Raw genomic sequence first — 24,386 nt, 5'->3', positions numbered from 1 at the left:
GTTAAGTTATTTAACCATTTATCCGCCAATCAGCATGGCGGAATTCAACCAGTTAACCAGGTCGTCTGGGATGGTTCAGACGACGTGGGCCGTTCGGTCCCCGCCGGTGTTTACTTTGTCCGGCTGGAAGCGGATGGGCAGGAAAGAATAGAAAAGGCGATTCTTTTAAGGTAATCCCGTGTTTTTCTTCGAAAAACGGGACGCTCAATTTTCCAGTCAAATCAGGAGAAAGATTTGGGGAAAATTGGCGAAAGCGATCTTGCTTCGCTAAAAGATCGAGGTTAAGGGGTTAGGAGGTTACGAAGAGCGGAAAAGACGAGGTTAAGAGGTTATGAAGAGCCGATGTTATGAAATGGATTTTCTTTATCATCGCCTCTCAACTTCGCACCTTCTTAGCTTCAATCTCTATTAGCTTCCTGACTTCCGCTTTTTGAATTCAAAGATTCAAACCTAGCGCTTCACCATGCGTTTCACATAATCTTTCACTTCGTTGACACCAAGTAAACGGCAGACAATATAGAAAACAAGCAGACTTACAGAACCTGCCAATAAGATCGCAATAACCTGGGTGATCAATGTAGCTTTTATGGTAGGAAAAGCCAATTTTATAAAGATCAAACCGCAGACCCCGGCGATCCCAGAAGATATCGTCAATAGACCTGAGTACTTCAGGATAGGTTTTATGTCGAATTGTCCGATCTTACGGGGCAGGTAGTAAAATAGAATAACCAGGTTGGCAAGCGCAGCTACCGAGGTGGTTAAAGGAAAAGAACGAAAACCAATGAACCACATAAGTACAAGGTTGAGCGCGATGTGGACTCCGATCGAGGCGAAGCTTGCGTACATAGGTGTTTTTGAATCCTTGAACGCATAAAACACGGCAGCGAGATTGCGTATGCCGGACATGAACGGTACGCCGATCATGTAAAGTATAAGCGCCTGTGTTGTCGCCCGAGTGTCAAACCCGGTGAATTTTCCTCTTTCATATATGATCTTTATGATCGGATAGGAAAGGAACGCGATGATAACGGACGTCGATATGGTCAGGAACAGCACCAGTTTCAGAGCATCGAATGTTGCCTCGCGCAGTTCAGGGAATTTCTTCTCAAGGACGAACTGCGAAAGCGCCGGCAGCGCCACGGTGCCGACTGCGATTCCGAACAAGCCCAGGGGGAGGTGCATGACCCTGAAGGCGTAATCAAGCCAGGTCATGCTGCGTTCCTCCAGAAACGATACCATAATGACATCCACCGCGACATTGATCCTCGAACCGGCAAGTCCGATCGCCACGGGTATGAAGATCGCCAGTACTTTCAAAAATTCCTTATCCTTGAGATTCACATAAAAATAATAATGGAAACCTTTTTTAAACAACATGGGGACCTGGATAAAGAACTGCATTAAGCCACCGACCAGAGCGCCGATAGCGAGAGCAAAGATCGGGTCGATGCCACGCCGTGCCAGGTATGCATACAGAACGATCGTCGTAACGATGGAAAACAGGTTGAACGCGGCAGGCGCCAGCGACGGTATAAGGAACTCGTTTTCAGTGTTCAAATAGCTCATTGCCCATGCCGCCAGGGCGATGAACAGCAGGAACGGGAACATAACCGCGGTCAGCTGACTGGTTAGTTCGAGTTTGCCCGGGATGTTCACGAAACCGAAGGCGATTACGCGGGTGATGTACGGCGAAAGAAAAATACCGGCTAGCGTTATGATACCTACGAAAATAAACAGGATATTGAATATGTTGCTGGCGAGTTTGTTCTGTTCGGTTATGCTTTTTTGTTTCTGCGCGGTGAGAATCGGAACGATGGCTGCCGAGAGAGTGGATTCAGCGAAAAGATCCCGCAGCAGGTCGAGGATGCGAAATGCAGCGAGATAAGCATCGGTGGCGCGTCCAGCACCGTAGAGGAACGCCCGGACTGATTCCCTTGCCAAGCCAAGGACCCGGCTGACCGCTGTACCGAACGTGAAAGCCCTGACGCCCCGGGTAATATCGGCCATGGATGAGTAGATTATATTGAAATGCCTGCTTAAGTCAATGAGATTTCTATAAAACGGAAATCTTCGATTACGGTGATGCGAAGAGAAATTACAGTGATTTTATTCATTGACTTTAATATTCTATTATATATAATAGTATCTATTGACCCAAATTTATGCAGATGCACAAAATAGTTATATTATTATCATAAATAGTAATAATGAAGGAGGATAAATGAAACCCCTAGTTGCAATAAACGGATTTGGCAGGATCGGGCGCCTGGTTTTCAGGGCCGGGTACAAAAGCGATAAATTCGATATTGTCGCTATTAATGATATCGCAGATGCCAAGACCCTTGCTCATCTCTTGAAATACGATTCAGTTCACAGGATATTCAATGCTGAGGTCGAAGCAAAATCCGATGCCATCGTGGTCGATGGCAAAACCTACAAGGTGCTTGTTGAAAAAGATCCGGCCAAGCTTCCCTGGAAGGATCTTAAGATCGATTACGTGATAGAATCAACCGGAAAGTTCAACGAACGCAGCCAGATCGAACAACATATAAAGAACGGCGCCAAGCGGGTGGTTGTTTCCGCACCGGCAAAGGGCGAACCCAGGGTTCCGACATTCGTCATGGGGATCAACGAAGAAAAGTACGATCCCAAGAAAGATATTATTATCTCCAACGCTTCGTGCACGACCAATTGCTTTGCGCCCATGGTAAAAGTCCTGCATGAAAAATACACGATCAAAAAGGGGTATATGACTACGATCCACGCATACACGAACGACCAGCGGATACTTGACCTGATGCACAAGGACCTGCGCCGCGCGCGGGCTGCGGCCGTATCAATGATCCCGACTTCAACCGGAGCAGCCAAGGTCATCGGCGAGATCTTCCCTGAGCTTAAGGGCAAGCTCGACGGCGTCGCGATCCGGGTTCCGACTGCCGACGTGTCGCTCGTAGATTTTGTCTGCTTCGTTCAAAAAGAAACAAATAAAGACGATGTCAATAAGGCGTTCAAGGAAGCAGCGGTCGGTAAAATGGGGAAATACCTCAGGTACTGCGATGAGCCATTGGTGTCGATCGACTTTGTCGGTGATCCTCACTCATGCGTGTTCGATCCTGCATTGACCATGGCTGCGGGCGACATGGTGAAGGTGTTCGCCTGGTATGACAATGAATGGGCGTATTCGGTACGGATCGTCGACATGCTTGAATACATCATCGGGAGAGAATAATGGCGAAGCTGTCAGTAAAAGACCTGTCGTTTGACGGTAAAAAGGTCTTTGTCCGGGTGGATTTCAATGTGCCGTTGGATGATAAAATGAACATTACTGACGACACGCGTATCCAGGCTTCGCTGGACACGATCCAGTACATATTAAAGCACGGCGGCATACCCGTGCTCGCTAGCCATCTCGGCAGGCCCAAGGGAAAGGTCGATCCGAAACAGAGTCTTGCGCCCGTGGCAAAAAGGCTTGAACAATTACTGGGCAGAAAGGTGATGTTTGCCGGCGATTGTGTGGGCGTTGAAGTAAAAAAGATCGTCACGGGGTTGAAAAAAGGCGATGTTCTGCTCCTGGAAAATCTGAGGTTCCACGCCGAGGAAGAAAAAAACGATTCCGATTTTGCCGAAGAGTTGGCTGCGCTTGCTGATCTCTACGTGAACGACGCTTTCGGTTCGGCACACCGCGCGCACGCTTCGACCGAAGGCATGGCGCATTATTTTAAAGAACCCGCAGCCGGTTTTCTTATGGAAAAGGAAGTGCGATATCTCGATGGGGTCCTTAAAAGTGCGAAAAGACCGCTCGTGGCGATTATCGGCGGCGCGAAAGTATCAACCAAAATCGGCGTACTGAAAAATCTCCTTAAACTCGTCGACAACCTGGTGATCGGTGGCGGCATGTGCTTTACCTTCTACAAGGCAAAGGGTTATGCGGTCGGTAAATCGCTTTGTGAGGATGAATTTATCGCTGAGGCAAAAAATCTACTGGGAGATAAAAAGCTGTATCTGCCGGCGGATATCGTCGTAGCCAAAGAAGCAAAACCCGGCATTAAAGGAACCGTCGTGGCCGCGGATAAGATACCGGCGGATATGATGGGCGTGGATATCGGATTCAGATCTATCGGAGACATTAAGGTTCTGATCGGCAAGGCAAAGACCATTGTCTGGAATGGTCCCATGGGGATCTTCGAGATCGAAGAGTTTGCCAAGGGTACGGTAGAGATCGCTAAGGCGGTCGCTGACGCCACTGCCAAAGGCGCGGTTTCAGTCGTGGGCGGCGGTGATTCGGTCGCGGCGCTGGAAAAATTCAACCTGGCGGATAAAATCAGTCACGTTTCCACAGGCGGCGGCGCGTCGCTGGAATTCCTGGAAGGCATTGAACTGCCAGGAGTTAAAGTACTGAAGGAGAAATAAATGGTGCCTGTCATAGCGGGAAATTGGAAGATGAACAAGGACCCAGCAGAATCCAGAGCGCTGGTCTTGAAACTCCTGGAACTTGCTGGCGATGTAAAGGACCGCGATGTCATTCTGATACCGCCATTTACCTCATTGCCTCATGTGGCTGAAATAATAAAAAACACCAGGTTCAAACTCGGCGGTCAGAACATGCACTGGGAAAGAAGCGGAGCTTTCACGGGCGAGATCTCAGGGTTGTTCTTAAAAGCCGCTGGCTGCGAATACGTGCTGATCGGGCATTCGGAAAGACGTCATGTCATGGGCGAGACTGACGAGTGGATAAACAAAAAACTTAAGACGGCGCTCGAGATCGGGCTTATTTCGATCTTTTGCGCCGGCGAGACCGAGAAAGAAAGGGAACAGGGTAAGACCGAGGAAGTGCTCAAGACCCAACTGCAGCGGGGATTGAAAGGCATTGAGAACGAAGTGCACAAGATGATCTTTGCCTATGAACCGGTCTGGGCGATCGGCACGGGCAAGACCGCCACGCCCCAGCAGGCGTCGGAAGCACACAAGTTCATCCGCAGCCAGATAAACAAGCCGGTGACAATACTTTACGGCGGCAGCGTCAAAGGCGACAATATAGATACGCTGATGAAGGAAAAGGAACTGAACGGCGTGCTGGTCGGCGGCGCAAGCCTGAAAGCTGAAGAATTCGCGAGAATCATTAAATATAATAGTTATTAAGTTAATATGTAATTGTGTAATTGAGTTATTTCAGATAAACCCTTGACTTTTTGAAGCCAATATGTATAATTAAAATCTGTTGAAATATCGCTGATATTTTGAAAAGAAATCGAATGAAATACTTGAAGGAGATATAATGTACGGAATAATCTTGGTCATTCATGTTTTGATCTGCGTCCTGCTGATCATCGTTGTTTTGCTTCAGCAGTCGCGCGGCGCCGGCATGTCCAGCGTTTTCGGCGGCGGCGGCGGCACGGATGCGTTGTTTGGCGGCAAGGGCTCGACCCCGTTTTTCATTAAATTGACATCAGGTCTGGCGATCGGATTTTTCGTCACCTCGCTTTCGCTGGTTCTGCTATCACGGCGGCCCAGTGCGAAGAGCGCGGTGCAAAAGGGATTGGAGACGGAATTACCCGCGGAAGAGGGGACAGGCATACCAACCGAGGGCGGCCCGGTGATCCCCCACGAACCGGGTACAGGTACGGGCACTGAAGGAGGTAAATAATGTTCGCGGTCATTAATACCAACGGCGTTCAATATGTCGTGACCAAAGGCGAGAACATTAAAATCCCGGCCCGCATCGGAGAACCCGGGAAAAATATCGAATTCGACAAGGTCCTGATGTTCAAGGAAAACGGCAATACGGTCGTAGGCAAGCCCTATGTCGACGGCGTTAAGGTTAAGGGTTTGGTTAAGAAACACGGGAAATCATCCAAAGTCATGGGTTTCAAATTCACGCGGCGGGAGAACTATCGCCGCAAACACGGGCACCGGCAAGATTTTACTGAAGTCGAGATCACCGATATCATCGTGAAAAAAGATTAAGGCTACAGGGAACATATTAGGAGGATAAATGGCACATAAAAAAGGTACCGGTACTGCGAAAAACGGACGAGATTCAGCCGGCAAGAGGCTGGGCGTGAAAAGGTTTGACGGCCATCAGGTTAATGCGGGCACGATCATCGTGCGGCAGCGCGGAACGCGGATCCATCCAGGCATGAACATCGGCGTCGGCAACGACTTTACGCTTTATGCGCTGGTTCCGGGCCGGGTCCAATTTGCATACCGAAAAGGCGGCAAAAGAATAGTATCGATCATACCCTAACTGGTATGATCCGTTCAATCCCTTTTTGACCACCGCAACATATTAAACAAATAGTTTGTGCTGAAGAGATCCAGCGCTCAGATCTTGCGTCTGAACTGTTGAGCCTGGATATTGAGTAGTTCGCGGTACTTGGTCACGGTCCGCCGGGAAAGAATGATGCCCTCCCGGCTTAATTTCTTGGCGATCTGGGCGTCCGAAAGGGGCGCCGAATTGTCTTCCTGAGCGATAATGTTCTTGATCTTTTCGTGGATCAGCCGTTTGTCGATCTTGGCGACCGGCGCGCTGAAAAAATACTTCATCTTGTGAATGCCCCACGGCGATTCCAGATATTTGTTGGCGATCGCGCGCGATATCGTCGAGGGATTTACATTGAGCATGCCGGCGAATTCGGTCATGGTTATGGGCCGCATATTGCCGGGACCGCGTTCAAAGAAGTCCCGCTGGTATTCCAAGAGCTGATTCACGATCTTATGCAGGGTTTTGCGCCTTTGTTCAATGGCGATGATCAAGTTCTGAGCAGACTGGGCTTTTTTCTTGATGAACTCATATTCCTCCGGTTTCAGGTTCGCCTTGTTCTTGAGCATTTCCAGGTAATAGGTTTTGACCCTGATGCGGGAGCTGTCATTATCGTTCAGATGCCCGATCAGCTGGTTGTCCTGCCACTTAATGACAAAATCCGGCACGACATACCTGGGCATTGCGGCTGAACACTGAAGACCGGGGCACGGATTCAGTTTCATTATGGCTTTCTTGGCTTTCAGATACTGTTCTTCCGAAATGTTCAGCGAGTTGATTAAACCCGAAGCGTGGTTATGTTTCAATTCGCCGAGGTGGTCCCTGACCAGCATGTATTCAATGCTGTCGGGAGCATAGCCGCCCGCTTCGAGTTGGGCAAGCAGCGGTTCCTTTATGTCGCGCCATGCGCATCCGACCGGGTCGAACCGCTGGATCTCCCTGATGATCCTATTTATATCGCTGATATCGTAGTCCTCTTGAGCCATCTCTTCGGGCGAGGCGGCCAGGTATCCGTCTTCTTCTATATTACTGATGATCAGCTCGGCGATCGCCAGGTCCTTGCCCGTGAATTTTCTTTCGGCCTGGCGCTGGAGGTGGGAGTACAACGGATCACTATCCGCTGGTGCGTTGTCCAGCGGATCGAATTCATCGTCGACCGGTTCCGTCGAGACGGTCGATGCCTCGGAAAAAAGTTCCAGGATTGAAAAATCATCCTTTTCTTTTCCGGTATCGCCGGTTTTGTCATCGGTAGCCGGCGTTTCTTCAGATGATGTGTCCTCGTCCTGCGGTACTTCCTCCAGGACCTGATTCTCCTCGAGCGCCTGCCTGATTATTGTTTCAAGTTCAAGGTTGGGAAGTTCCAGCAGGCGGAGGTAGTAGGTCAGAGTGGGCAGCAGATACTGCTTGACTTCGTGCCGGTTTTGAAGCGTTGGGTATTTTTTGATCATAAGTCTTCATAATATTATAATCACGAGGCACGCATTGTCAAGGGATGCAGTCTCTGACTGCATTTGCAGGATTTTGAACGGACCTGAAGGTTACGATTTTAAGGGTGCAGGTTGCTTACTTTTTTAATATCCCGCGCGATCGCGGTTCGCAGCGCAGCGTCATCGGCAAAATGCCGGATATCCCTGATGCGTTCCAGGATCCTTACCTGGACCGGAATATCATAAAGATCGCCGGTGAAATCAATAATGTGAACTTCAACCAACCCGTGACGGCAGAACATTCCGCCCAGGTGTTCTTCATTATCAAATAATACCGTTACTTTGTAGACGCCATCAAGAGGCAGCAGTTTTTCCTGCTCGACCTGCAAGTTTATGGTGGGGAAACCGAGATGCGTGCCTTTTCCTTTCCCCTTGACCACCGCTCCGTGGATTGCGTATTCCCTGCCCAGAAGGTGGTTAGCCGCCTTGATGTTGCCGAGCAGGAGGAGTTCGCGGATCCGGGTGCTGGAGATCGTGCCTTCGTCCTTGACCTTCGGTACGATATCGACTTCAAACATTCCTGACGCGAGGTCTTTGAGGATCTTGGCCGAGCCCTTACGGTCCTTTCCAAAGTGAAAGTTCTCGCCGACGACAATCCAAGCCGGCGCGATCATTTTATGAACGTACTTTGCGAACGATTCGGGGGTCAAACCCGCGAACTCCGCGGTGAAGTCGATGTAAAAAATAAAATCAAGTCCGAGTACCTCCAGCAGCTTTTCTTTTTCACACCGGGGCGTCAGGTAAAATATTTCCTTGGTTTTAAGAACAAAGATGGGTAGGGGATCGAACGTTATGACACCGGTTTTTTTCTGCGTGCCAGCCAGCTCCAGCGCACGTTGGATCAGCGCCTGATGCCCGCGGTGGACACCGTCAAAACCGCCCACCACGCAGACCGCTTCGCGGGTGATATCGTCACGCACGCTTGGCAGTATTTTCATTTTCTTATTCCTGGTACCGGGAATGTATCGCGTAACAAACAGTGTTGTTTCACTTACGCCGGGGCCGGTCCGCGTTCAGATGCCGGCTGATCTCAGCGAGGACCAGTTTTTGGGCGATCGTCATTTTTTGCGGCATACGCATGCCGGCAGCCATCCGGTGCCCGCCGCCGCCGAACCGGCGTGCCACTTCATTCACATCGACCAGGCCGTCGCTGCGCAAGCTGACACGCGTCCCGCGCTTTTCCTCGCGCAGGAACACCGATACGTGGACATCGGTGATCGCCTGTAGAAAAGAAAGGAAATGCTCGGAATCCGACATCCGGGCGCCGGTTTCGGCGAGCATCACGAGCGACAAATGCATAACGCCGATGCCTTTTTTGATCTTGATGGTGTCGAGAACCGCGCTCAGGAGGCGGGTGCCCTGGAGCGTTCTGCCGTGCAGATTTTTAACCAGCGTCGATGGCTGTACCCCCCGGCTGACCAGGTCGGACACTACCGCGAACACGCTGTTGGTTGTGTTAGGATACGCGAAACCTCCGGTTTCGATGTATATCCCGCTGTAAAAGATCCCCGCAGTCTTTGATGTGATTGGGACCTTTAGGTCCTTGAACATGCGGTATATGATCTCGCATGCGGAAGATGCTTTTTCATCCACGTAGTTGACATCTCCGAACCCGTCATTGCTCCGGTGGTGGTCGATATTGATGATGGTTTTATGTTTCCAGGGGATCTTTTTAAAATGATCTTCCGGGATCACCCGGTCAATGCCGGCCGAGTCTACGGCAATAAGCAGGTCGAACGCCGGCAGGCGGTTAAGAAAGGCGCGGCCGTCCATCAGGAATGAATGCTTGGATGGCACCACGGATTGACAATACAACTGGGGTTTTGTTCTAGTGAAATGTTCGACCAGCGCGGCGCCGCATAACGCCGCGCAAATGCCGTCGCTGTCCGGATCTATGTGCGTGCCGATAAGGATGCGGTCATTCTTTTTTATGGTCCTTATCCAGCTGTTCAAAAAGTTTTTCCATTTTTTGTTCATACTCATAGCTTTCATCGAGCCGAAACTCGATCTCGGGGATGAACCTGAGGCTGACCCGCTGGGCAAGCAGCGTTCTGACAAATCCTTTTGCGTGTTCCAGGGTCTTCAGGTCGCTCTTCTTATCTCCCATGGTTGTAAAAAAAATTATCGCGTTTTTCAGGTCCGGCGTCAGGAATACTTTCGTGATGGTCACAAATCCCAGCCGCGGGTCGTTCACCTCGCGGCTGACGATCACGGACAGTTCTTTCGCCAACTGCGCAGCGACTCGCTCGGCGCGCATGGTTAGAGTACTTTTTGGACGGCAGCCGCGTTCATACGTCCGCCGGGATGACCGTGGATTTGGAGTTTAGCAGGGTCACAACGCCGCTTCTTTGAATGTATTCAGTCGCTTCTCTCAGGATCGAATCAACGATCCGCTGGTCGTTGCTGCAGGTAACCAGGCCAAGCTGGGTCCGCTGCCACAATGACAGATCTCCATACTCGCAGACCGATACGTTGAATTGGTTATGGATCTTTTTTTTCAGACTGGCGATGACCCGGCGTTTGTCCTTGAGGGACTGGCTGTTCTCGATCAACAGGTCGACGCTGCAATAGCCCACGAAACATTTATCCGGCATCGGTCTTTTGTACTTCTTCCACCTTGTAGAACTGGATGGTATCACCTTTTTCAAGGTCCGCGACGTTTTCAAATCCAATGCCGCATTCATAGCCAGCGACGACTTCCTTAACATCATCCTTGAACCGTTTTAGGGATGTGATCTTGGCGCGCTCAATTTCCTTGTTGTTGCGCAGGATCGAAGCGATCGCGTTGCGGATGACCTTTCCGTCCTTGACATAGCTGCCTGCCACCAGTCCCAATTTGGTGATGTTGAACACTTCGCGCACTTCGGCCTCGCCGATCAGGATCTCCTGGATCTTGGGTTCGAGCATGCCGACCATCGCGGCGCGGATGTCTTCAAGCGCCTCGTAGATCAGGCGATAGGTTCGTATTTCGACCCCCTCGCGCTCGGCGGCTTCCAGGGCGTTGGTGTCCGGTCCCACGTGAAAACCGACGCAGATCGAACCGGTCACCTCGGCCAGGAGGATGTCGGATACACTGATCTTGCCGACGCCTTTATGGATAATGTTGATGCTGACCTCTTCCATGGTCAGTTCATTAAGTTTCTCGTCGAGTACCTCGAGCGAACCGGCCGTATCGGTCTTCAACAGGATCCTTAATTCTTTCATTTCGCCACTCTTGATCTTTTCTTGTAGGTCGAGCAGCGTGACCTTTGCCTTGGCCACTTTCATTTTCCGGCTTCGCTCCAGCATTTCCCGCTGGTAAGCCAGATCGCGCGCCTGGCGTTCATCATCGACGACGAGGAATGGTTCGCCCGCCTGGGGCAGACCGCCGAAACCGAGCACAAAGACCGGCGTTGAAGGACCGGCTTCTGCCACGCGTTCTCCCTTTTCGTTCAGCATCTCGCGGACCCGTCCTGATAGCGAGCCGCAGACAAAGGGATCACCGCGTCTGAGCACGCCTTCCTGGACAAGAACGGTCGATACATTTCCCTTACCCCGTTCCTGTTTCGCTTCGATGACAACGCCTTTGGCTTTCTTTTGAAGAGGGGCTTTAAGGCCGAGTTCCTCGGCCTTGACCAGGATCGCGTCGAGCAGGTCGGTTACGCCCTGATTCTTGATCGCCGATGTTTCAACGCTTATCGCCTTGCCGCCGAAATCCTCGACGATGACGTTGGCTTTTGCGAGCTGCGTCTTTACCAGGTTCACGTTGGCTTTGGGCGAATCGATCTTGTTGATCGCGACGATCATCGGGACGTTCGCGGCCCGGGCGTGGTCGATCGCTTCGATCGTCTGCGGCATGACCCCGTCATCGGCGGCCACGACGAGCACGACAATGTCCGTGACCTGAGCGCCGCGCGCCCGCATGCTGGTGAATGCCTCATGACCCGGCGTATCGAAGAAAGTTATTTTCTTGTCATGGTAGACGATCTGGTGAGCCCTCATCTTTTCCGTGATCCGGCCGTACTCGGTTTCCGCGATGCGCAACTTGGTGATGGCGTCCAGCAGCGTTGTCTTGCCGTGGTCGACGTGGCCCATCATGGTTACGACCGGCGGACGTTCAACGACCTCGCCCTGTTCTTCCGGCGCGATGTGTTGTTCCACAGTAACGGATTTCATGACGCACTTGAATTCATCGCAGAGCACGGATATCGTATCGAGATCAAGACGTTGGTTAAGACTTGCCATGACCCCCAGATCGAGGCATTTCTTGATCACTTCGCTGGGCGTTACGTCGAGCGCCTGCGCTAATTCGGCAACGGTCATGAAATCAGTGACTTCCACGACCTTTTGCTGTGCGACCTGGCGGGCCGGTGTCGTTTCCTCTTTGCGGTAATGTTTCTTAGTTTCCCGCCGCTCGATCTTCACGAGGGTCGATTTTATCTTTTGCTTGATCTCCGCTTCGTTGATCTTTTTCGGTTTTTCTTTCGTGCCGCTGACGTGATGCCTGGTGAATTCTTTCCTGAGCCGCCTTTTCTCCTCGGCGATCTTTGCCTTCAATTTATTGATCTCGTCTTCGGTGAGGGTCGACATATGGCCCTTAGCCTTGATGCCGATTTCTTCGAGCAGCTTGATCAGGGCGTCGCTTGAAAGCCCGAAGGTCTTGGCGACGTTGTGGACCTTATTGGACGACATTATCTTCCTCAGGCGGCGGCGGTACGGCAGGCCTTAGTTTTTCCAACAGCTTGGTCACGGCTTCATCATCCAGCGACAGCAGGAACTTGAGCTCTTCCGGCGTGGCTTTGAGCACGCTGAGGACGTTGGTGTACCCCTTTTCGATCAGTATCTTCTTTAACGTTTTGCTGACCCCTTCCACATCTTCGATTTTGGCTTCAGCCAGCAGTTTTTCCTGGAGTTCCTTCTTGTATTCCGAGACCTTTTTAATCTCGATCTCGATCCCGGTCAATTTTGAGGCGAGGTCCACATTGACGCCGTTCTTGCCGATCGCTTTTGAATAATCATCATCCGGGACGACTGCCAACACGTGCCCTTCGCTTAAAGCCAGCACCAGCTTCACCTTGGCTGGCGATAGGCTGCGGTTGATCAGCAGGTTGGCGTCCTTTGACCACTGGATGACATCGATCTTTTCCCCGGATAGTTCCTTGACTACGGATTGGATCCGGCTGCCGCGGTAACCGACGCATGCGCCGATCGGGTCGATCTTGGGATCGATCGTCTGCACCGCGACCTTTGCCCTGACGCCTGGTTCACGCACGATCTTTACGACCTGAATGATCCCATCCTTGACCTCGGGTATCTCGTAAAAGAGCAGGCGTTCCAGGAACTTCGAGTCGGTCCGAGAAAGAATGATCTTGGGTCCCCACTGGGCGCGGTCGACCTTGAACACGACCGCCCTCAGGGGCGAATTTAGGCGGTAATGCTCGGTGCGCATCAGACCATAGCTTGGGATGGTGGCTTCGACCGGGCCGAGGTCGACCAGCACTTCGTTGCGACTCACGACCTTGATTATGCCTTTCACGATCTCGCCGACCTTCTTTTCGTATTCGGCCAGGATCCGGTTCCGTTCCGCTTCGCTGATGCGCTGGGTCAGGGCCTGTTTCACGGACTCAATGGCGGTCCGGCCCAGGTCGGAGAGAGTGATCTGCAGCCGGTATTCATCGCCGACCTTGTAATCGCTGTTCTTTTCCTGGGCAGAGGCAAGGTCGATCTCCTTGTCCTTGTCGGTCACCGTCTCCACGATCTTTTTGACGATAAAGATCCGGATCTCGCCGGTGGATTTGTTGACGACGACGTCGGATTCGACGCCTTTTCCGAATTTCCGCTTGATCCCGCTTTTGATCGCCTCACCGAGTGAATCAACCACGTAGTCGAATTTTACGCCCCGGGAGCGGGCGATCGATTTCATATTGTCAATTATTATATTATCTTCGTTTGCCATGTTCTATTTCCTCCATGACTCTTGCTCTCACAATGGTGCTGAAGGCGATGTATTCTTCGCCGCTGTCGGTGGCGATGGTAACGCCGCTCTCGTTGACGTCCCGAAGGTGACCTTTTATCCTGGTCTTGCCCAGGTCGATCTCCGCAATTTTCCCCAGCGCCCATTTGTAGTGATCAAGTTTTTTCAGCGCACGGTTGATGCCTGGCGACGAGACTTCAAGCGTATATGACGATGGGATCAGGTCCGCGCTGTCAAGCTCCTGCGAAAACTGGGAACTCACGCGCCGGCAGTCATCGACCGTGACGCCGCCAGCCGTTTTGTCAATGAACACGCTCAGGATCCGCGAGACGGGATTGAACTGTACATCGTACAGGCGCATGTTCATGTCCTCGACGATACCCTGAACCAGCGCCGTGATCTTTTCCAGATCGGCGTTATTCATTGATCCTCCCAAGGAGCCGTTCTTTGATCTCGCGGCACTGCGCGGTTATCGACGCCCTGTTCGTTTCACTGACTTCGCCGGTTTGCCTTATGCTGATGTCAAAACGGTTATTCTTTATGCCCTTGGGTCCTATGGTCAGGCGGATGGGCATACCCAGCAGCTCGGCATCGGTGAATTTTACACCCGCCGCAAGGTCGCGGTCGTCAACGATGACCGCGAAACCGGCCTGGATCAAAGACGCAGTCGTTTCATCGGCGAGCGTCTGGATATTTTTCTCCTGCGGGTTCAAGACGACGATATATATGTCATAAGGGGCGATCGTGATCGGCCAGACCATGCCTTTGTCATCACCCAGCTGCTCGGCAGCGCAGGCCATTATTCTTTCCAGCCCGATGCCGTAACTGCCCATGACGACCGGCTGTTCTTTGCCGCGTTCGTCGATAAAATGCGCCCCAAGGGCGATCGAATATTTCGTGCCCAGTTTGAAAATATGGCCCAGTTCCAGCGCGCTGCGCAGCTTGAGTTCGCCGCCGCATTTCATGCAGCGGTCGCCGGAATGCGCCGTTCTCAAATTAATAAATGCCGTGACCTTGATATCGCGGCTGATATTGAAACCCTTGATATGGTATCCGTTCTGGTTCGCGCCCGTGATCATTCCCTGGGTGTCCTTCAGCAGATCATCGGCATAGACCGCGATGCCCGACACCCCCACGGGCCCGATATATCCGGGCTCAGCGCTGAAATGCTTCACTATATCATCGGGGGAAGCCGGTACGAAATCGGCGCCGATGGTTTGCTTAACCCTGGTTTCATTTATCTCATAATCGCCTCGGACCAGGACCAGGACCGGTTGTTTTCCGGGCGCCGTATAGAACATGTTCTTGACCAGGTTGTCGGGAGTCACCTTCAAAAATGAACTGACCTCCTCGACGGTTTTGCGGTCAGGCGTTTCGACCTTCTGGATGGCGGAATCGGTGTATGACCGGTACTCGCTCTTGCCTTCGGTAACATCAAGGTTCGCCTTGAAGTCGCAGGCACTGCAGACCATGACCCGGTCCTCGCCGCCTTCCACCAGGGCCATGAATTCCTTGGATTCCCCGGTGCCCATGATGCCGCCTGATGCATCGACCACCACGAAATCAAGCCCGCATCTCTTGAATATCCGGCAGTAAGCTTCCCGGTGCAGGTTGAAACTCGCATCAAGGCCTTTTTCATCACGGTCGAAACTATATGAATCCTTCATTATGAACTGACGTGAACGAATAACGCCGAAACGGGGACGCGGTTCGTCCCGGAATTTCGTCTGGATCTGGTACCAGATCTGGGGTATGTCCCGGTAGGAACGGATCACGGTCCGCGCGATATCGGTCATTATCTCCTCATGGGTGGGGCAGAGACAGTAATCTCGGTTCTTGCGGTCCTTGAACCGGAACATGTCGTCGCCATAGTCGAACCAGCGTCCGGATTCCGCCCATATTTCTTTCGGCGCGATCGCGGGGCAGAGCATTTCCTGGCATCCCACGCGGTCCAGTTCATCGCGGATAATGGCGGCGATCCTGGAGAGCACGCGCCAGCCGAGGGGCAGATAAATAAAAATACCCGATGCCAATTGCCTGATAAAACCGCCGCGCACGAGCAAGCGGTGGCTTTTACTCTCGGCATCGCGGGGATCTTCCCGCATGGTTTCGATCAATGATCGGGTAAACTTCATAACATGAAATATATCACAAAACCGCGTAAAAGTCAAGAGGACGGCGGAGCCGATCCTGTGTGATCGTGAAAAAATAAAGGATAGACCGGACCCGGCGCCTACCGACGCCGGATCTTCGTGCCGGGATAATAATGAAGGAGGATCTGCTTAAAGGATTTCCCTCGGCGGGCCATTTCCATGGCTCCGAACTGGCACATGCCGACGCCGTGACCCCAGCCTTTACCCATGACCGCGATGGTGTCTCCCGTCGCAGGCTTTATACTGAACCAGGTTGACTTGAGGAGTCCGCCTGGATCGCGGTCGTCTCCGAACACGGTGCGGATGCTGTTGATCCCGATCTTGTAACTGTTTTTGTCCGTTATGATCGTAGCCATGACGACGCGCTGGGTTTTTCTATTACGGTGTAACACAATGTTTTTGATCAGTTCGCTGTCGCCGATCGCAACACCTGCCCGGGGGAGGCGCGAGCGTATCTGCGTGAAAAAATCATGGTTAGACCATAGTTTTTGCCAGGTGTAGTGGGGACTGTTTGAACAGAGGCCGCATGGAACGCTGGTCAGGTAAGTTGGTCCCTGGCCTGGCCAGGCGTCATTGAAGTCCGCGGTCATGCCGCCGCATGTTGAATGATACTTGGCGTCAATGGGCAGCCCATGGTCCGTGATCACCATTCCTCTGGTTTGGGCTATCGCATCGCTGATGATCCCGCTCTCGGCGCCGATACCTTCATATACCTGATCCTTCACCGTGGCGTAAACATCGAATCCCAGTTCCTTGTGCCGGCCCATATGACCGTAGGCATAGGTGCGGGCGGCGACCGCCTGTGCTTTCCCGACTTCAAAAAGTCCGCGGTTGATACTGCCGATCTCGCAGGGCACAACGCCCTTCAAATAGTCCTCGACGTCCAGGACGTTTATAACCCAGAGTTTGCCGCCGTGACTGCGGACCTCAACGCTGCCGCGGTATCGTTGGCCGTTCACGGCGACCGCTTTGTCCATAGGTTTAAAGTACAGAGTGCCGGTGTCGCCCGGCATCAGGGCGACGCGGTTATTCTCGTAATAAATGCGGTTCCGGATGCCCCTGATGAAGACCGAATCAGCGCCGGCAAGGACCGCGACCCTAATCAGGTTGCCACGGGCTCTGGTCTGGACATAGGGCAGACAGCCGGGCAGCAGGCCGGCAATCGCTTCAAAAATGATCAGCGCAACTAATGCGCGGCAAGCCCGATTACGCTGCCGGTTGGGGACCGTCATTGGGATCATCATGGTGCGGTCGTCTCGATATCGCGCTTCATCTTCTGGTAATGGCTTCCCTTCCAGTACACGCGCCGGCATTTCGGACACTGGGCGAATTCATCGAAGTTGTTGTATGTGAAGAAAGGAACGAGCTTCCGGATATCTTCCTTGGCCGCTTTTTTCAAAGGTTCGTTGCAGAGCAGGCACCGGCCCAGGAAGTTCATCGAACCATGGATACAGAAATGTTCATAAACACTGCGCAGTTGTTCGTGCGGCGCGTCTGCAGTGATAAAAAAAACATGCTTTTGCCCGCGCATCCTGGTATTCCTGGTGAGCAGAACCCGGTCTTCCTGAAGCGCGCTCACCAAAGCCGTTTTGCTATCGCGGGCATAAGCGGTATCGAAACCGGACATGCGCAGGTACTTGCACAGCGTGCCGAGCATGCGGTCGCAGATAAACCGGCAGGTCATGACACCGGGATCGCTCAGCGCAGCTTGAGCAGGATGTTCGCGACCAGCAGGAGATGGTTGGCGTTCGAATCCAGGCTGTTGATGCAGTTGTTCAACTCGGTGATCAATGCAATGGCATCCTCCGGCGAAAGGGACCGCGCCTTTTCAACGATTTCCTTCTCGAACGGAATATCATCGCGCATGCCGAGCTTGTGATATAGTACTTGGCGGTAAAGAAGCATGAGCTCGTAGAAAAATCCCGACAGGTTCTTTCTTTCCAGCTCCCGCGCCGCCTCGACCGCGGTGCCGTCATCCATCGGCGCCTGCTTGAATATCTCAAGGGTTTTATCGAACATTTCGCTTTCCCGCAGGCGCATGATATCGCCCGGACTTCCCAGCATGAACGAGTCCTGAGCGTCAAAGACAATGTCCTGGATCTGGCTCGCGCTAAGGTAGTTGAAAGGCACGATCTGGCAGCGGGAGCGGATCGTGGGCAGCAAGAAGTCCGGACGCGAGCTCGTCAGGATGAACAGCGTGTCAATGGGCGGTTCTTCCAGCGTTTTCAAGAAACAGTTCGCGGCATCGTTTGTCATCTTGTCCGTTTCGAGGATAAGGACGACCCGATGGCTCCCGGGCATAGGCATATGCACGAGCTGGCCGATCAGGTGTCGGATCTGACCGATCAGAATGGACTCTCTGTCCTCAATATCAACGATGCCGTGTTCAGGCAGGTACTTTTTCATGTATTCCTGCAGTTTTTCGTCTTTGTCCTTGAGTTTCGCAGGCACGGGACCGATCAGGATGAAATTCGACGAGCGGGGATGACATCCCATTGCTTTCGCCATAGCGAATCCAAACATTCTTTTACCCACACCCTTGGGACCGATGAGCAGGATATTGTACAACCTGTCTTTCTTCATCGCGGTCTGGACGAACCGCTTGGCGGTTTCCTGGCCTATGATATCGTCGAAAATTTCCATGACCACTCTAGGCGATTATCTCGTCAATAATGGCGCCGCCGAGAACGGTTCTGTTCTTGTAGAATACAACCGACTGGCCGGGCGTCAATGCCCACTGCGGCTTTATAAAACGGACCTTTATCCGACCGCAGACCATCCGGATAGTAGCGGCAGAAAGTGCGGCGAAATACCTGGCTTTTGCCAGGACGGTCATTTCCCGGGTCAATTTCCTGCCGGATATGAAGTGAAGATTGCCGGCAATGAGTTCCTGCTTGTAAGCTTTGCTTCTTCCGCCTACGGTGATCGTGTTCTGGCCGGCATTAATGTCGGTGACATAGTAGGGTTCATAATGGCTTATACCCAGTCCCTTGCGCTGCCCATGCGTATAAAACATGATGCCTTTATGCTTGCCGACGACCACGCCTTGCTCATTGACGATCGGCCCGGGCCGCAGGCGGATGCGGAGGACTTTCTTGAGGAACGATGCGTAATCACCGTCGGGCAGGAAACAGATATCCTGGCTTTTTTCGCGTTGAGCAGTCGGCAATCCAATCTTGCGCGCCAGATTGCGGACCTGGACCTTGGTCATACGGGCCAGTGGTAACACGGCCCTGGCCAATTCTTTCTGTCCCAGTCGGTAGAGGAAGTATGATTGCTCGTTGCGATCGACGCCCTGGACAAGGGAGTATCCATGTTTACGCCGGACAACGCCGGCAAAATGGCCGGTGGCGATCGCTTCGAATCCATGGGCGAGAGCATTCTGTAGGAATGAGCCGAATTTAAAACGCTCGTTGCAGAGCACGCACGGGTTGGGCGTGCGGCCGCGGCAGTATTCATCAATAAAATCCCGGATCACGGTATCGCGGTATTTTTTTCTGAAATCAAAGGTCCGGTGCTTGATGCCGAGCGCCGCACAAGCTTCCCGGGCGCTCATCACATCATCCGTTAAGACACCCTTGAACAGCATGGTCGCGCCTTCCACGTAATGGCCCTGCTTGACCAGCAATGCGGCTGCGACCGATGAGTCCACGCCGCCGCTCATTGCGACCAGTATCCGGTGCCGGTTCACGGTCGTTTCTTATATGCGGAGATCGAACGCAATTCCTTTACCACGCGGGGAAATTGTTCAATGACATAGCTGATATCATCGTTGGTCGTCAGCCGGCCCATCGTGATGCGGACCGACCCGCGGGCTTCCTCGGGCGGCACGCCGATGGCCGACAGCACTTGTGAAGGTTCGAGCGAACCTGATGTGCAGGCCGATCCGCTTGATACTTCGATGCCGAGTGTGTCAAGTTTCACAAGTAGCGCTTCGCCCTCGACATACTTTACGATCAGATTGACATTGTTCGGCAGTCGCTGCTGGGGATGTCCGTTCAGCTTCAGATCCTCGACCTGCTTGAAGAGCGATTTTATAAGTCGGTCTCTGAGCGTGCGGACATGTTCGACGCGTTCCGGCATCTCCGTTATTGCCAGTGCTGCGGCCTTTGCCATGCCGACGATACCCGGCACGTTGTGGGTTGAAGCCCGCTTGCTCCATTCTTGTCCACCGCCATGGATCAGAGGCACGATCCGGGTTCCTTTTCTGACATATAGCGCGCCCACGCCCTTGGGGCCGTAGAACTTATGGGCGGTAATGGAAAGCAGGTCGACGCCGAGGTCGTCGACCGCGGTGTTGACAGATCCGAACGACTGTACGGCATCGGTATGGAGGCACACTTCTTTCTCCCGGCATACGGCGCTGATCGCACTGAGCGGCTCGACCGTACCGATCTCGTTATTGGCGTGCATGATGCTGACCAGTATCGTGCGGGGGGTTATTGCTTTTTTAAGATCATCCGGATCGACCAGTCCGTACTTGTCGACCGGCAGGAAAGTGATAGAAAAGCCCTGATCCTGCAGAAAAAGGCAGGGTTCAAGCACGGCGTGATGTTCTATTTTTGAAGTAATGATGTGATCGCCTTTCTTCCTCAACGCGTAGGCGGCTCCCTTGACCGCGAAGTTATCCGATTCGCTGCCGCCGGAGGTGAAAATTATCTCGTCGGGATGGGCTTTTAGACAGCGGGCGATGGTTTCCCGCGCGGCTTCCACGGCCGATCTTGCCTCAATTCCGGTCGTATGAAGGCTCGAGGCATTGCCGAATTTATTTATGAAATAATCCTGCATCGCCGCCATGACCTCGGGATGCACCGGCGTCGTCGCCGCGTAATCGAGATAGATGCGCTTCATTTTTGTGTTCCTGAATAAATATAGTTATAAAAAAAATGAAGTCAAGGTAGCGGACAACGTTTTTCCCTTTTGATAGAGTTGACTGAATGGCCCGGCTGGATATAATTAAATGCTATTTGTGCAACTTCCATATCGGGCTTGGGAGGAACTTGACCGACAGCAGAAATATTGTCTTACTTGGGTTTGTCGTTTTTTCCGCGGTTTTTCTGATATTTTATCCCTCCAACTACGGCATCGTCGATGAAGCCGCGTATTTAACGACATCACACATTTTCGCCAAGGGTGAGGTCTACTACGATCGGGCAGGTATGAACCAGGTGCCGATGATGGTTACAACCTCGGCCGGCCACCTTGTGTCAAAATACCCGCCAGGTAACTCTCTTCTCCTGCTGTCCTTCGCTGCTTTCGGGTGGCGGACCGTGTTCCTGCGCGGTTTGCTGTTGACCGGTCTATGCCTGCTGCTTTTCACAATGCTGCTTGCGTTTTACCGCATCCCCAGAATATATGCTTTGTTATTTTTATTCTTCCCGCCGGTCGTTTTGTTCTCCCGGACGATCATGAGCGATATGCCGGCAATGCTGCTGGCATTGGCGGGCATGTATTTTTTTGTGACCAAAAGGAACGTGTGGGCAGGCGTTTTTACGGGGTTTGGTGTTTACATGAGGTATCCGCTTGCTTTGCTGGTCATTGCTTTTGCGCTGGTGCTACTGGCGAGGAAGGAAATAAAAGGCTTGTTTATTTTTTGTGCCAGCGCATTGCTGAGTTTGATCCCGCTTTTGGTGTATCACTTCTTCGTTTTTGGAAATTTCCTGGGACCGGCATTACAATATGGTACAGACCTTGGTTTCAGGGTCCATTGGGGTACGCTTGGCGGTTACGCATTCTCTTTGACAGTGTTATATCCGTTGATGCTGATCGCGCCGTTCGTATACCGCGGTAAAGGTAACGGTCTATTTATAACAACGGCGGTAATTTATATCCTTTTTCATGCTTTCCAGTCGTATATTGATACAAGCACTGACTTCATACAATGGCTTGTGATGAGCCAACGGTATATGCTGCCGGTCATTCCATTCATGCTGGTGCCGTATGCCGCTGTCCTGGACCGGATCAAGATCGTGCGAAAACTCATAATACCCGTTGTCCTGGCTCTGGCGATCGCCTGCGCTTTTATCAATTACCGGCACGCCCGGTTCCTAAAAGTCCAGGACCGCTATCAGCGGCTGATATATCATTACGCATATGGCAGCGACGTGCTGATCTGTAACAAAGATATCTTGGAACTGGTGAACCCTTATGTTAAATACATTAATTGGCTGCCTTTTGAAAAGCAGAGAAAATTGGCCGATGTCGTTATTTTACCGGGAGATAAAAGAAAGATTTTTTTAGCATGTCTCGCGCGCGACGCGCAGATGGTTGAATTGTTCCAGAAAACGCTTGAAAAATTCCCTTTTAAAACAGGTATCTATACAGAAAACTCGCCAAACTACTTTTCGATCTACCGGACCAGCGTCACGGGTTTGACCATCGATTCACTGCCCGTTGTCAGGTGAACGAAATAGACGCCGGCAGGGACAGGACGGCCATTCTGGTCTGAACCAGACCAGACGACTTGGTTAAATGGTTGAACGGTTAAATTGTTAAACTGTTTCACTACTCTACCACTCGCATCGTAGATCGCAATTGACATTTGGGATTGGGCATTCATTTGATATTTGACATTTGGTATTTGGAATTTGATTCTCAGATTCTCAGTAAATGGGTTAGGCTCACAGGTCATGAATACCTGCGGCACGATCATATTACCGTATTCGTCGACCGCGGTGCTGGTTATGAACTTGTAATATGTGCTTTCCGGCGCGCAAATCGGATCGGTATTCCATATATCGATGGCGTTGGCAACACTGAAAGAATCTTCTGCCCAGAGTAGATAACCGAGCGTGCAGGGTTGAGCGACGACCGGGATCGTATAGAAATAATCATCGGCCACGACGCTGTCATGACCGGTGCCGAGGAACGGGCCGCTATTGATCCGGTAAAAGAGCGAATCCGCGCCGATGCCGGTGGAGTCGGTGATCGTGGTTTTCACGATGAAAGGACCGAGATAGTTGGTATCTGGCCAGATCGTGGTGTTGACAAAATCCGGGCATCTCAGGTCCCAGCCCGGGATGAACAGCGTGTTAAGTTTAAAGAAATTGTCGACGATCATGAAATTCTGCGCGCCGCCGTTTATGCTCTGGGCCGCGGCAACGCCGTTGGCGCCGCTGAACCTTCCCGGCACGACCCATTCGTATATCCAGCGCATGTCCATGGTCCCGAAATTATCGGAGAAGGTCATGTAGTCGCGGATCACCAGGCAGGGCCAGAAATGGTTGCCGCTGAACGGTACTTTGACCTTGCCCTTTGCCACTACGACCTTTTGATGTTGTTCGCTTGCCTGGTATGGCCAGCCTATTCCGATATCGCATTGCCAGGACCAAGCCGTGTTCCAGCCGGCACCGTCATTCATCGGCGTGGTATAGACCTTGTAGTCTGGCTGGTAATTGCCGAGAAAGCGGAAACCGCCTGTTGAAAAATCGATCCCCTGGATATAAAGGTATAGATTCGTCCGGGACATGTAAGACCAAGTGACGTCGCCGCTGCCCAGCGTGTCAAGTTCAGCGACCTCGGCGTTGGGAAACGTGTCAGGCGCGGGATAGATACCCTGGTCAGGGTCAAGGAGCTTGACTCGCGCGATGTTATCGTTCGGATATACGGTCAGGTCCCACCAGGTGCGCATCGAATCGAACGGCATCCATTCAAAGTCGCCTATCTGCTGGTCAAAGCGTGCCCATGACCCGATAATTATGGGTAAGTCTTCCTGGCGGATGATAATATCTGGTATAGCCCATGCCGCATACAGCATGCCGATGACGGTTATTGTCAAAACGATTTTTGTTTTCATGAAAAACCTCCCGGTATTTAATAATAGTATAAACCAATTGAGGTTTAAGTCAAGAGGTGAGCTATTGACTTCGCTCGGGCATGAAATATAATGAAGTGAAAAAAGGATCGCGGATCAAAAGGAGCGCAATAAATCATGAAAAAAATAACATCGGAGATCATTTACTGGCAAAAACCCGGTAAAGAAAACACGGGACCGACCTTGGAAGCAGCGCTGCGCCGATCAAAAAAGTTAAAGATCAGGCATTTTGTCGTAGCTTCGTGCACGGGATACACCACGAGAAAATTGCTGGCTATGGCGCGGGGGTTGAAGATCGTGTCCGTAACCCATCACGCCGGTTTTGCCAGACCCGGCAAACAGGAAATAAATGCCCGGACTATCCGGTATCTTCATGAACACGGCGTTTCGGTTCTGACCACAACCCATTTTTTTGGAGGTTTTGGCCGAGCGGTCAGGTTCAAGTTCGGCGGTCTCCAGCCCGAGGAAATGGCCGCTAACACTCTGCGGATCTTCGGTGAGGGTACGAAAGTAGCGGTTGAAGTGGCGGTGATGGCGCAGGACGCCGGTATGATACCTTACGGCAAGGAGATTATCGCGATCGGCGGTACGGGTAATGGCGTGGATACTGCGATCGTATGCGTACCCAAACATGGCAAGGATTTTTTCTCGTTTGAAGTCCGCGAGATCATCTGCAAACCGCGGAAAAGATGAAGAAACACCCTTTATGTCATTGCGAGGA

Annotated in this window: 24 protein-coding genes; 8 read left to right on the top strand and 16 right to left on the bottom strand. The window is 52.0% G+C overall.

Annotation, left to right across the window (positions count from 1 at the left end; all coding sequences use genetic code 11):
* Positions 1 to 450: 450 nt before the first annotated feature.
* Positions 451 to 2,007: a murein biosynthesis integral membrane protein MurJ gene (gene murJ / locus VF399_10265; GenBank protein ID HEX7320722.1), complete on the bottom strand. Its 1,557-nt coding sequence runs from the start codon at positions 2,005 to 2,007 to the stop codon at positions 451 to 453.
* Positions 2,008 to 2,221: 214 nt separating this feature from the next.
* Here murJ and gap point away from each other — a divergent pair, with 214 nt between their 5' ends.
* From gap to rpmA, 6 genes are all read left to right on the top strand, one after another.
* Complete coding sequence (gap, locus tag VF399_10260; protein ID HEX7320721.1) at positions 2,222 to 3,229, top strand: type I glyceraldehyde-3-phosphate dehydrogenase; 1,008 nt, start codon at positions 2,222 to 2,224, stop codon at positions 3,227 to 3,229.
* Entirely contained in the window at positions 3,229 to 4,410 is a 1,182-nt protein-coding gene (locus tag VF399_10255; GenBank protein ID HEX7320720.1) for a phosphoglycerate kinase, read from the top strand. The genes gap and VF399_10255 overlap by 1 nt, the downstream gene beginning before the upstream one ends.
* On the top strand, positions 4,411 to 5,139 hold the full coding sequence (tpiA, locus tag VF399_10250) for a triose-phosphate isomerase (GenBank protein HEX7320719.1): 729 nt from the start codon (positions 4,411 to 4,413) through the stop codon (positions 5,137 to 5,139).
* Between the two features lie 136 nt (positions 5,140 to 5,275).
* Positions 5,276 to 5,644 carry a preprotein translocase subunit SecG gene (secG, locus tag VF399_10245; GenBank protein HEX7320718.1) on the top strand — a complete coding sequence of 123 codons (369 nt, stop codon included), beginning with the start codon at positions 5,276 to 5,278 and terminating at the stop codon, positions 5,642 to 5,644.
* A complete protein-coding gene (rplU, locus tag VF399_10240; GenBank protein ID HEX7320717.1) occupies positions 5,644 to 5,964 on the top strand; it encodes a 50S ribosomal protein L21 in 321 nt (106 codons plus the stop codon). Before secG ends, rplU begins: the two co-directional genes overlap by 1 nt.
* A gap of 28 nt (positions 5,965 to 5,992) precedes the next feature.
* Complete coding sequence (gene rpmA, locus VF399_10235) at positions 5,993 to 6,244, top strand: 50S ribosomal protein L27 (protein ID HEX7320716.1); 252 nt, start codon at positions 5,993 to 5,995, stop codon at positions 6,242 to 6,244.
* Positions 6,245 to 6,321: 77 nt separating this feature from the next.
* Here rpmA and rpoN read toward each other — a convergent pair whose 3' ends face one another.
* The 14 genes from rpoN to nifS form a co-directional block, all read right to left on the bottom strand.
* A complete protein-coding gene (gene rpoN, locus VF399_10230) occupies positions 6,322 to 7,707 on the bottom strand; it encodes an RNA polymerase factor sigma-54 (protein HEX7320715.1) in 1,386 nt (461 codons plus the stop codon).
* 98 nt (positions 7,708 to 7,805) lie between these two features.
* Positions 7,806 to 8,684 (bottom strand): riboflavin biosynthesis protein RibF, encoded by an 879-nt coding sequence (gene ribF, locus VF399_10225; protein HEX7320714.1) that lies wholly within the window; start codon positions 8,682 to 8,684, stop codon positions 7,806 to 7,808.
* A 49-nt stretch (positions 8,685 to 8,733) separates the two neighbouring features.
* Entirely contained in the window at positions 8,734 to 9,723 is a 990-nt protein-coding gene (locus VF399_10220) for a bifunctional oligoribonuclease/PAP phosphatase NrnA (GenBank protein ID HEX7320713.1), read from the bottom strand.
* Positions 9,665 to 10,003: a 30S ribosome-binding factor RbfA gene (gene rbfA / locus VF399_10215; protein HEX7320712.1), complete on the bottom strand. Its 339-nt coding sequence runs from the start codon at positions 10,001 to 10,003 to the stop codon at positions 9,665 to 9,667. The genes VF399_10220 and rbfA overlap by 59 nt, the downstream gene beginning before the upstream one ends.
* Before the next feature lie 31 nt (positions 10,004 to 10,034).
* Entirely contained in the window at positions 10,035 to 10,340 is a 306-nt protein-coding gene (locus VF399_10210; GenBank protein HEX7320711.1) for a DUF503 domain-containing protein, read from the bottom strand.
* Positions 10,330 to 12,417: a translation initiation factor IF-2 gene (gene infB, locus VF399_10205; GenBank protein ID HEX7320710.1), complete on the bottom strand. Its 2,088-nt coding sequence runs from the start codon at positions 12,415 to 12,417 to the stop codon at positions 10,330 to 10,332. Before infB ends, VF399_10210 begins: the two co-directional genes overlap by 11 nt.
* Positions 12,404 to 13,681: a transcription termination factor NusA gene (gene nusA, locus VF399_10200; GenBank protein HEX7320709.1), complete on the bottom strand. Its 1,278-nt coding sequence runs from the start codon at positions 13,679 to 13,681 to the stop codon at positions 12,404 to 12,406. The genes infB and nusA overlap by 14 nt, the downstream gene beginning before the upstream one ends.
* Positions 13,665 to 14,123: a ribosome maturation factor RimP gene (gene rimP / locus VF399_10195; GenBank protein HEX7320708.1), complete on the bottom strand. Its 459-nt coding sequence runs from the start codon at positions 14,121 to 14,123 to the stop codon at positions 13,665 to 13,667. Before rimP ends, nusA begins: the two co-directional genes overlap by 17 nt.
* Positions 14,116 to 15,834, bottom strand: coding sequence for a proline--tRNA ligase (locus VF399_10190; GenBank protein ID HEX7320707.1), 1,719 nt, complete (start codon positions 15,832 to 15,834; stop codon positions 14,116 to 14,118). Before VF399_10190 ends, rimP begins: the two co-directional genes overlap by 8 nt.
* 98 nt (positions 15,835 to 15,932) lie before the next feature.
* Positions 15,933 to 17,084 (bottom strand): SpoIID/LytB domain-containing protein, encoded by a 1,152-nt coding sequence (locus VF399_10185; GenBank protein ID HEX7320706.1) that lies wholly within the window; start codon positions 17,082 to 17,084, stop codon positions 15,933 to 15,935.
* An 8-nt stretch (positions 17,085 to 17,092) separates the two neighbouring features.
* A complete protein-coding gene (locus tag VF399_10180; protein ID HEX7320705.1) occupies positions 17,093 to 17,536 on the bottom strand; it encodes a Mut7-C RNAse domain-containing protein in 444 nt (147 codons plus the stop codon).
* Between the two features lie 14 nt (positions 17,537 to 17,550).
* Entirely contained in the window at positions 17,551 to 18,495 is a 945-nt protein-coding gene (locus VF399_10175; protein HEX7320704.1) for an AAA family ATPase, read from the bottom strand.
* A 7-nt stretch (positions 18,496 to 18,502) separates the two neighbouring features.
* Positions 18,503 to 19,543 carry a tRNA 2-thiouridine(34) synthase MnmA gene (gene mnmA / locus VF399_10170; protein HEX7320703.1) on the bottom strand — a complete coding sequence of 347 codons (1,041 nt, stop codon included), beginning with the start codon at positions 19,541 to 19,543 and terminating at the stop codon, positions 18,503 to 18,505.
* The gene (nifS, locus tag VF399_10165; protein HEX7320702.1) at positions 19,540 to 20,703 is read right to left on the bottom strand and encodes a cysteine desulfurase NifS; all 1,164 of its coding nucleotides are present in this window, start codon (positions 20,701 to 20,703) and stop codon (positions 19,540 to 19,542) included. The genes mnmA and nifS overlap by 4 nt, the downstream gene beginning before the upstream one ends.
* A gap of 149 nt (positions 20,704 to 20,852) precedes the next feature.
* Here nifS and VF399_10160 point away from each other — a divergent pair, with 149 nt between their 5' ends.
* Complete coding sequence (locus tag VF399_10160) at positions 20,853 to 22,256, top strand: hypothetical protein (GenBank protein ID HEX7320701.1); 1,404 nt, start codon at positions 20,853 to 20,855, stop codon at positions 22,254 to 22,256.
* On the opposite strand, the gene VF399_10155 is transcribed toward VF399_10160, so the two are convergent.
* Positions 22,202 to 23,647 carry a T9SS type A sorting domain-containing protein gene (locus tag VF399_10155; GenBank protein HEX7320700.1) on the bottom strand — a complete coding sequence of 482 codons (1,446 nt, stop codon included), beginning with the start codon at positions 23,645 to 23,647 and terminating at the stop codon, positions 22,202 to 22,204. The genes VF399_10160 and VF399_10155 overlap by 55 nt on opposite strands.
* Positions 23,648 to 23,782: 135 nt before the next feature.
* On the opposite strand from VF399_10155, the gene VF399_10150 reads away from it, so the two are divergent.
* Entirely contained in the window at positions 23,783 to 24,358 is a 576-nt protein-coding gene (locus tag VF399_10150; GenBank protein HEX7320699.1) for a pyruvate kinase alpha/beta domain-containing protein, read from the top strand.
* Positions 24,359 to 24,386 lie beyond the last annotated feature (28 nt).

Source organism: bacterium (assembly GCA_036382775.1).
GTDB lineage: Bacteria > Hydrothermota > Tepidihabitantia > SM23-42 > JAOAFX01 > DASVHD01.
This window is presented reverse-complemented; position numbering and strand designations above follow the sequence as displayed.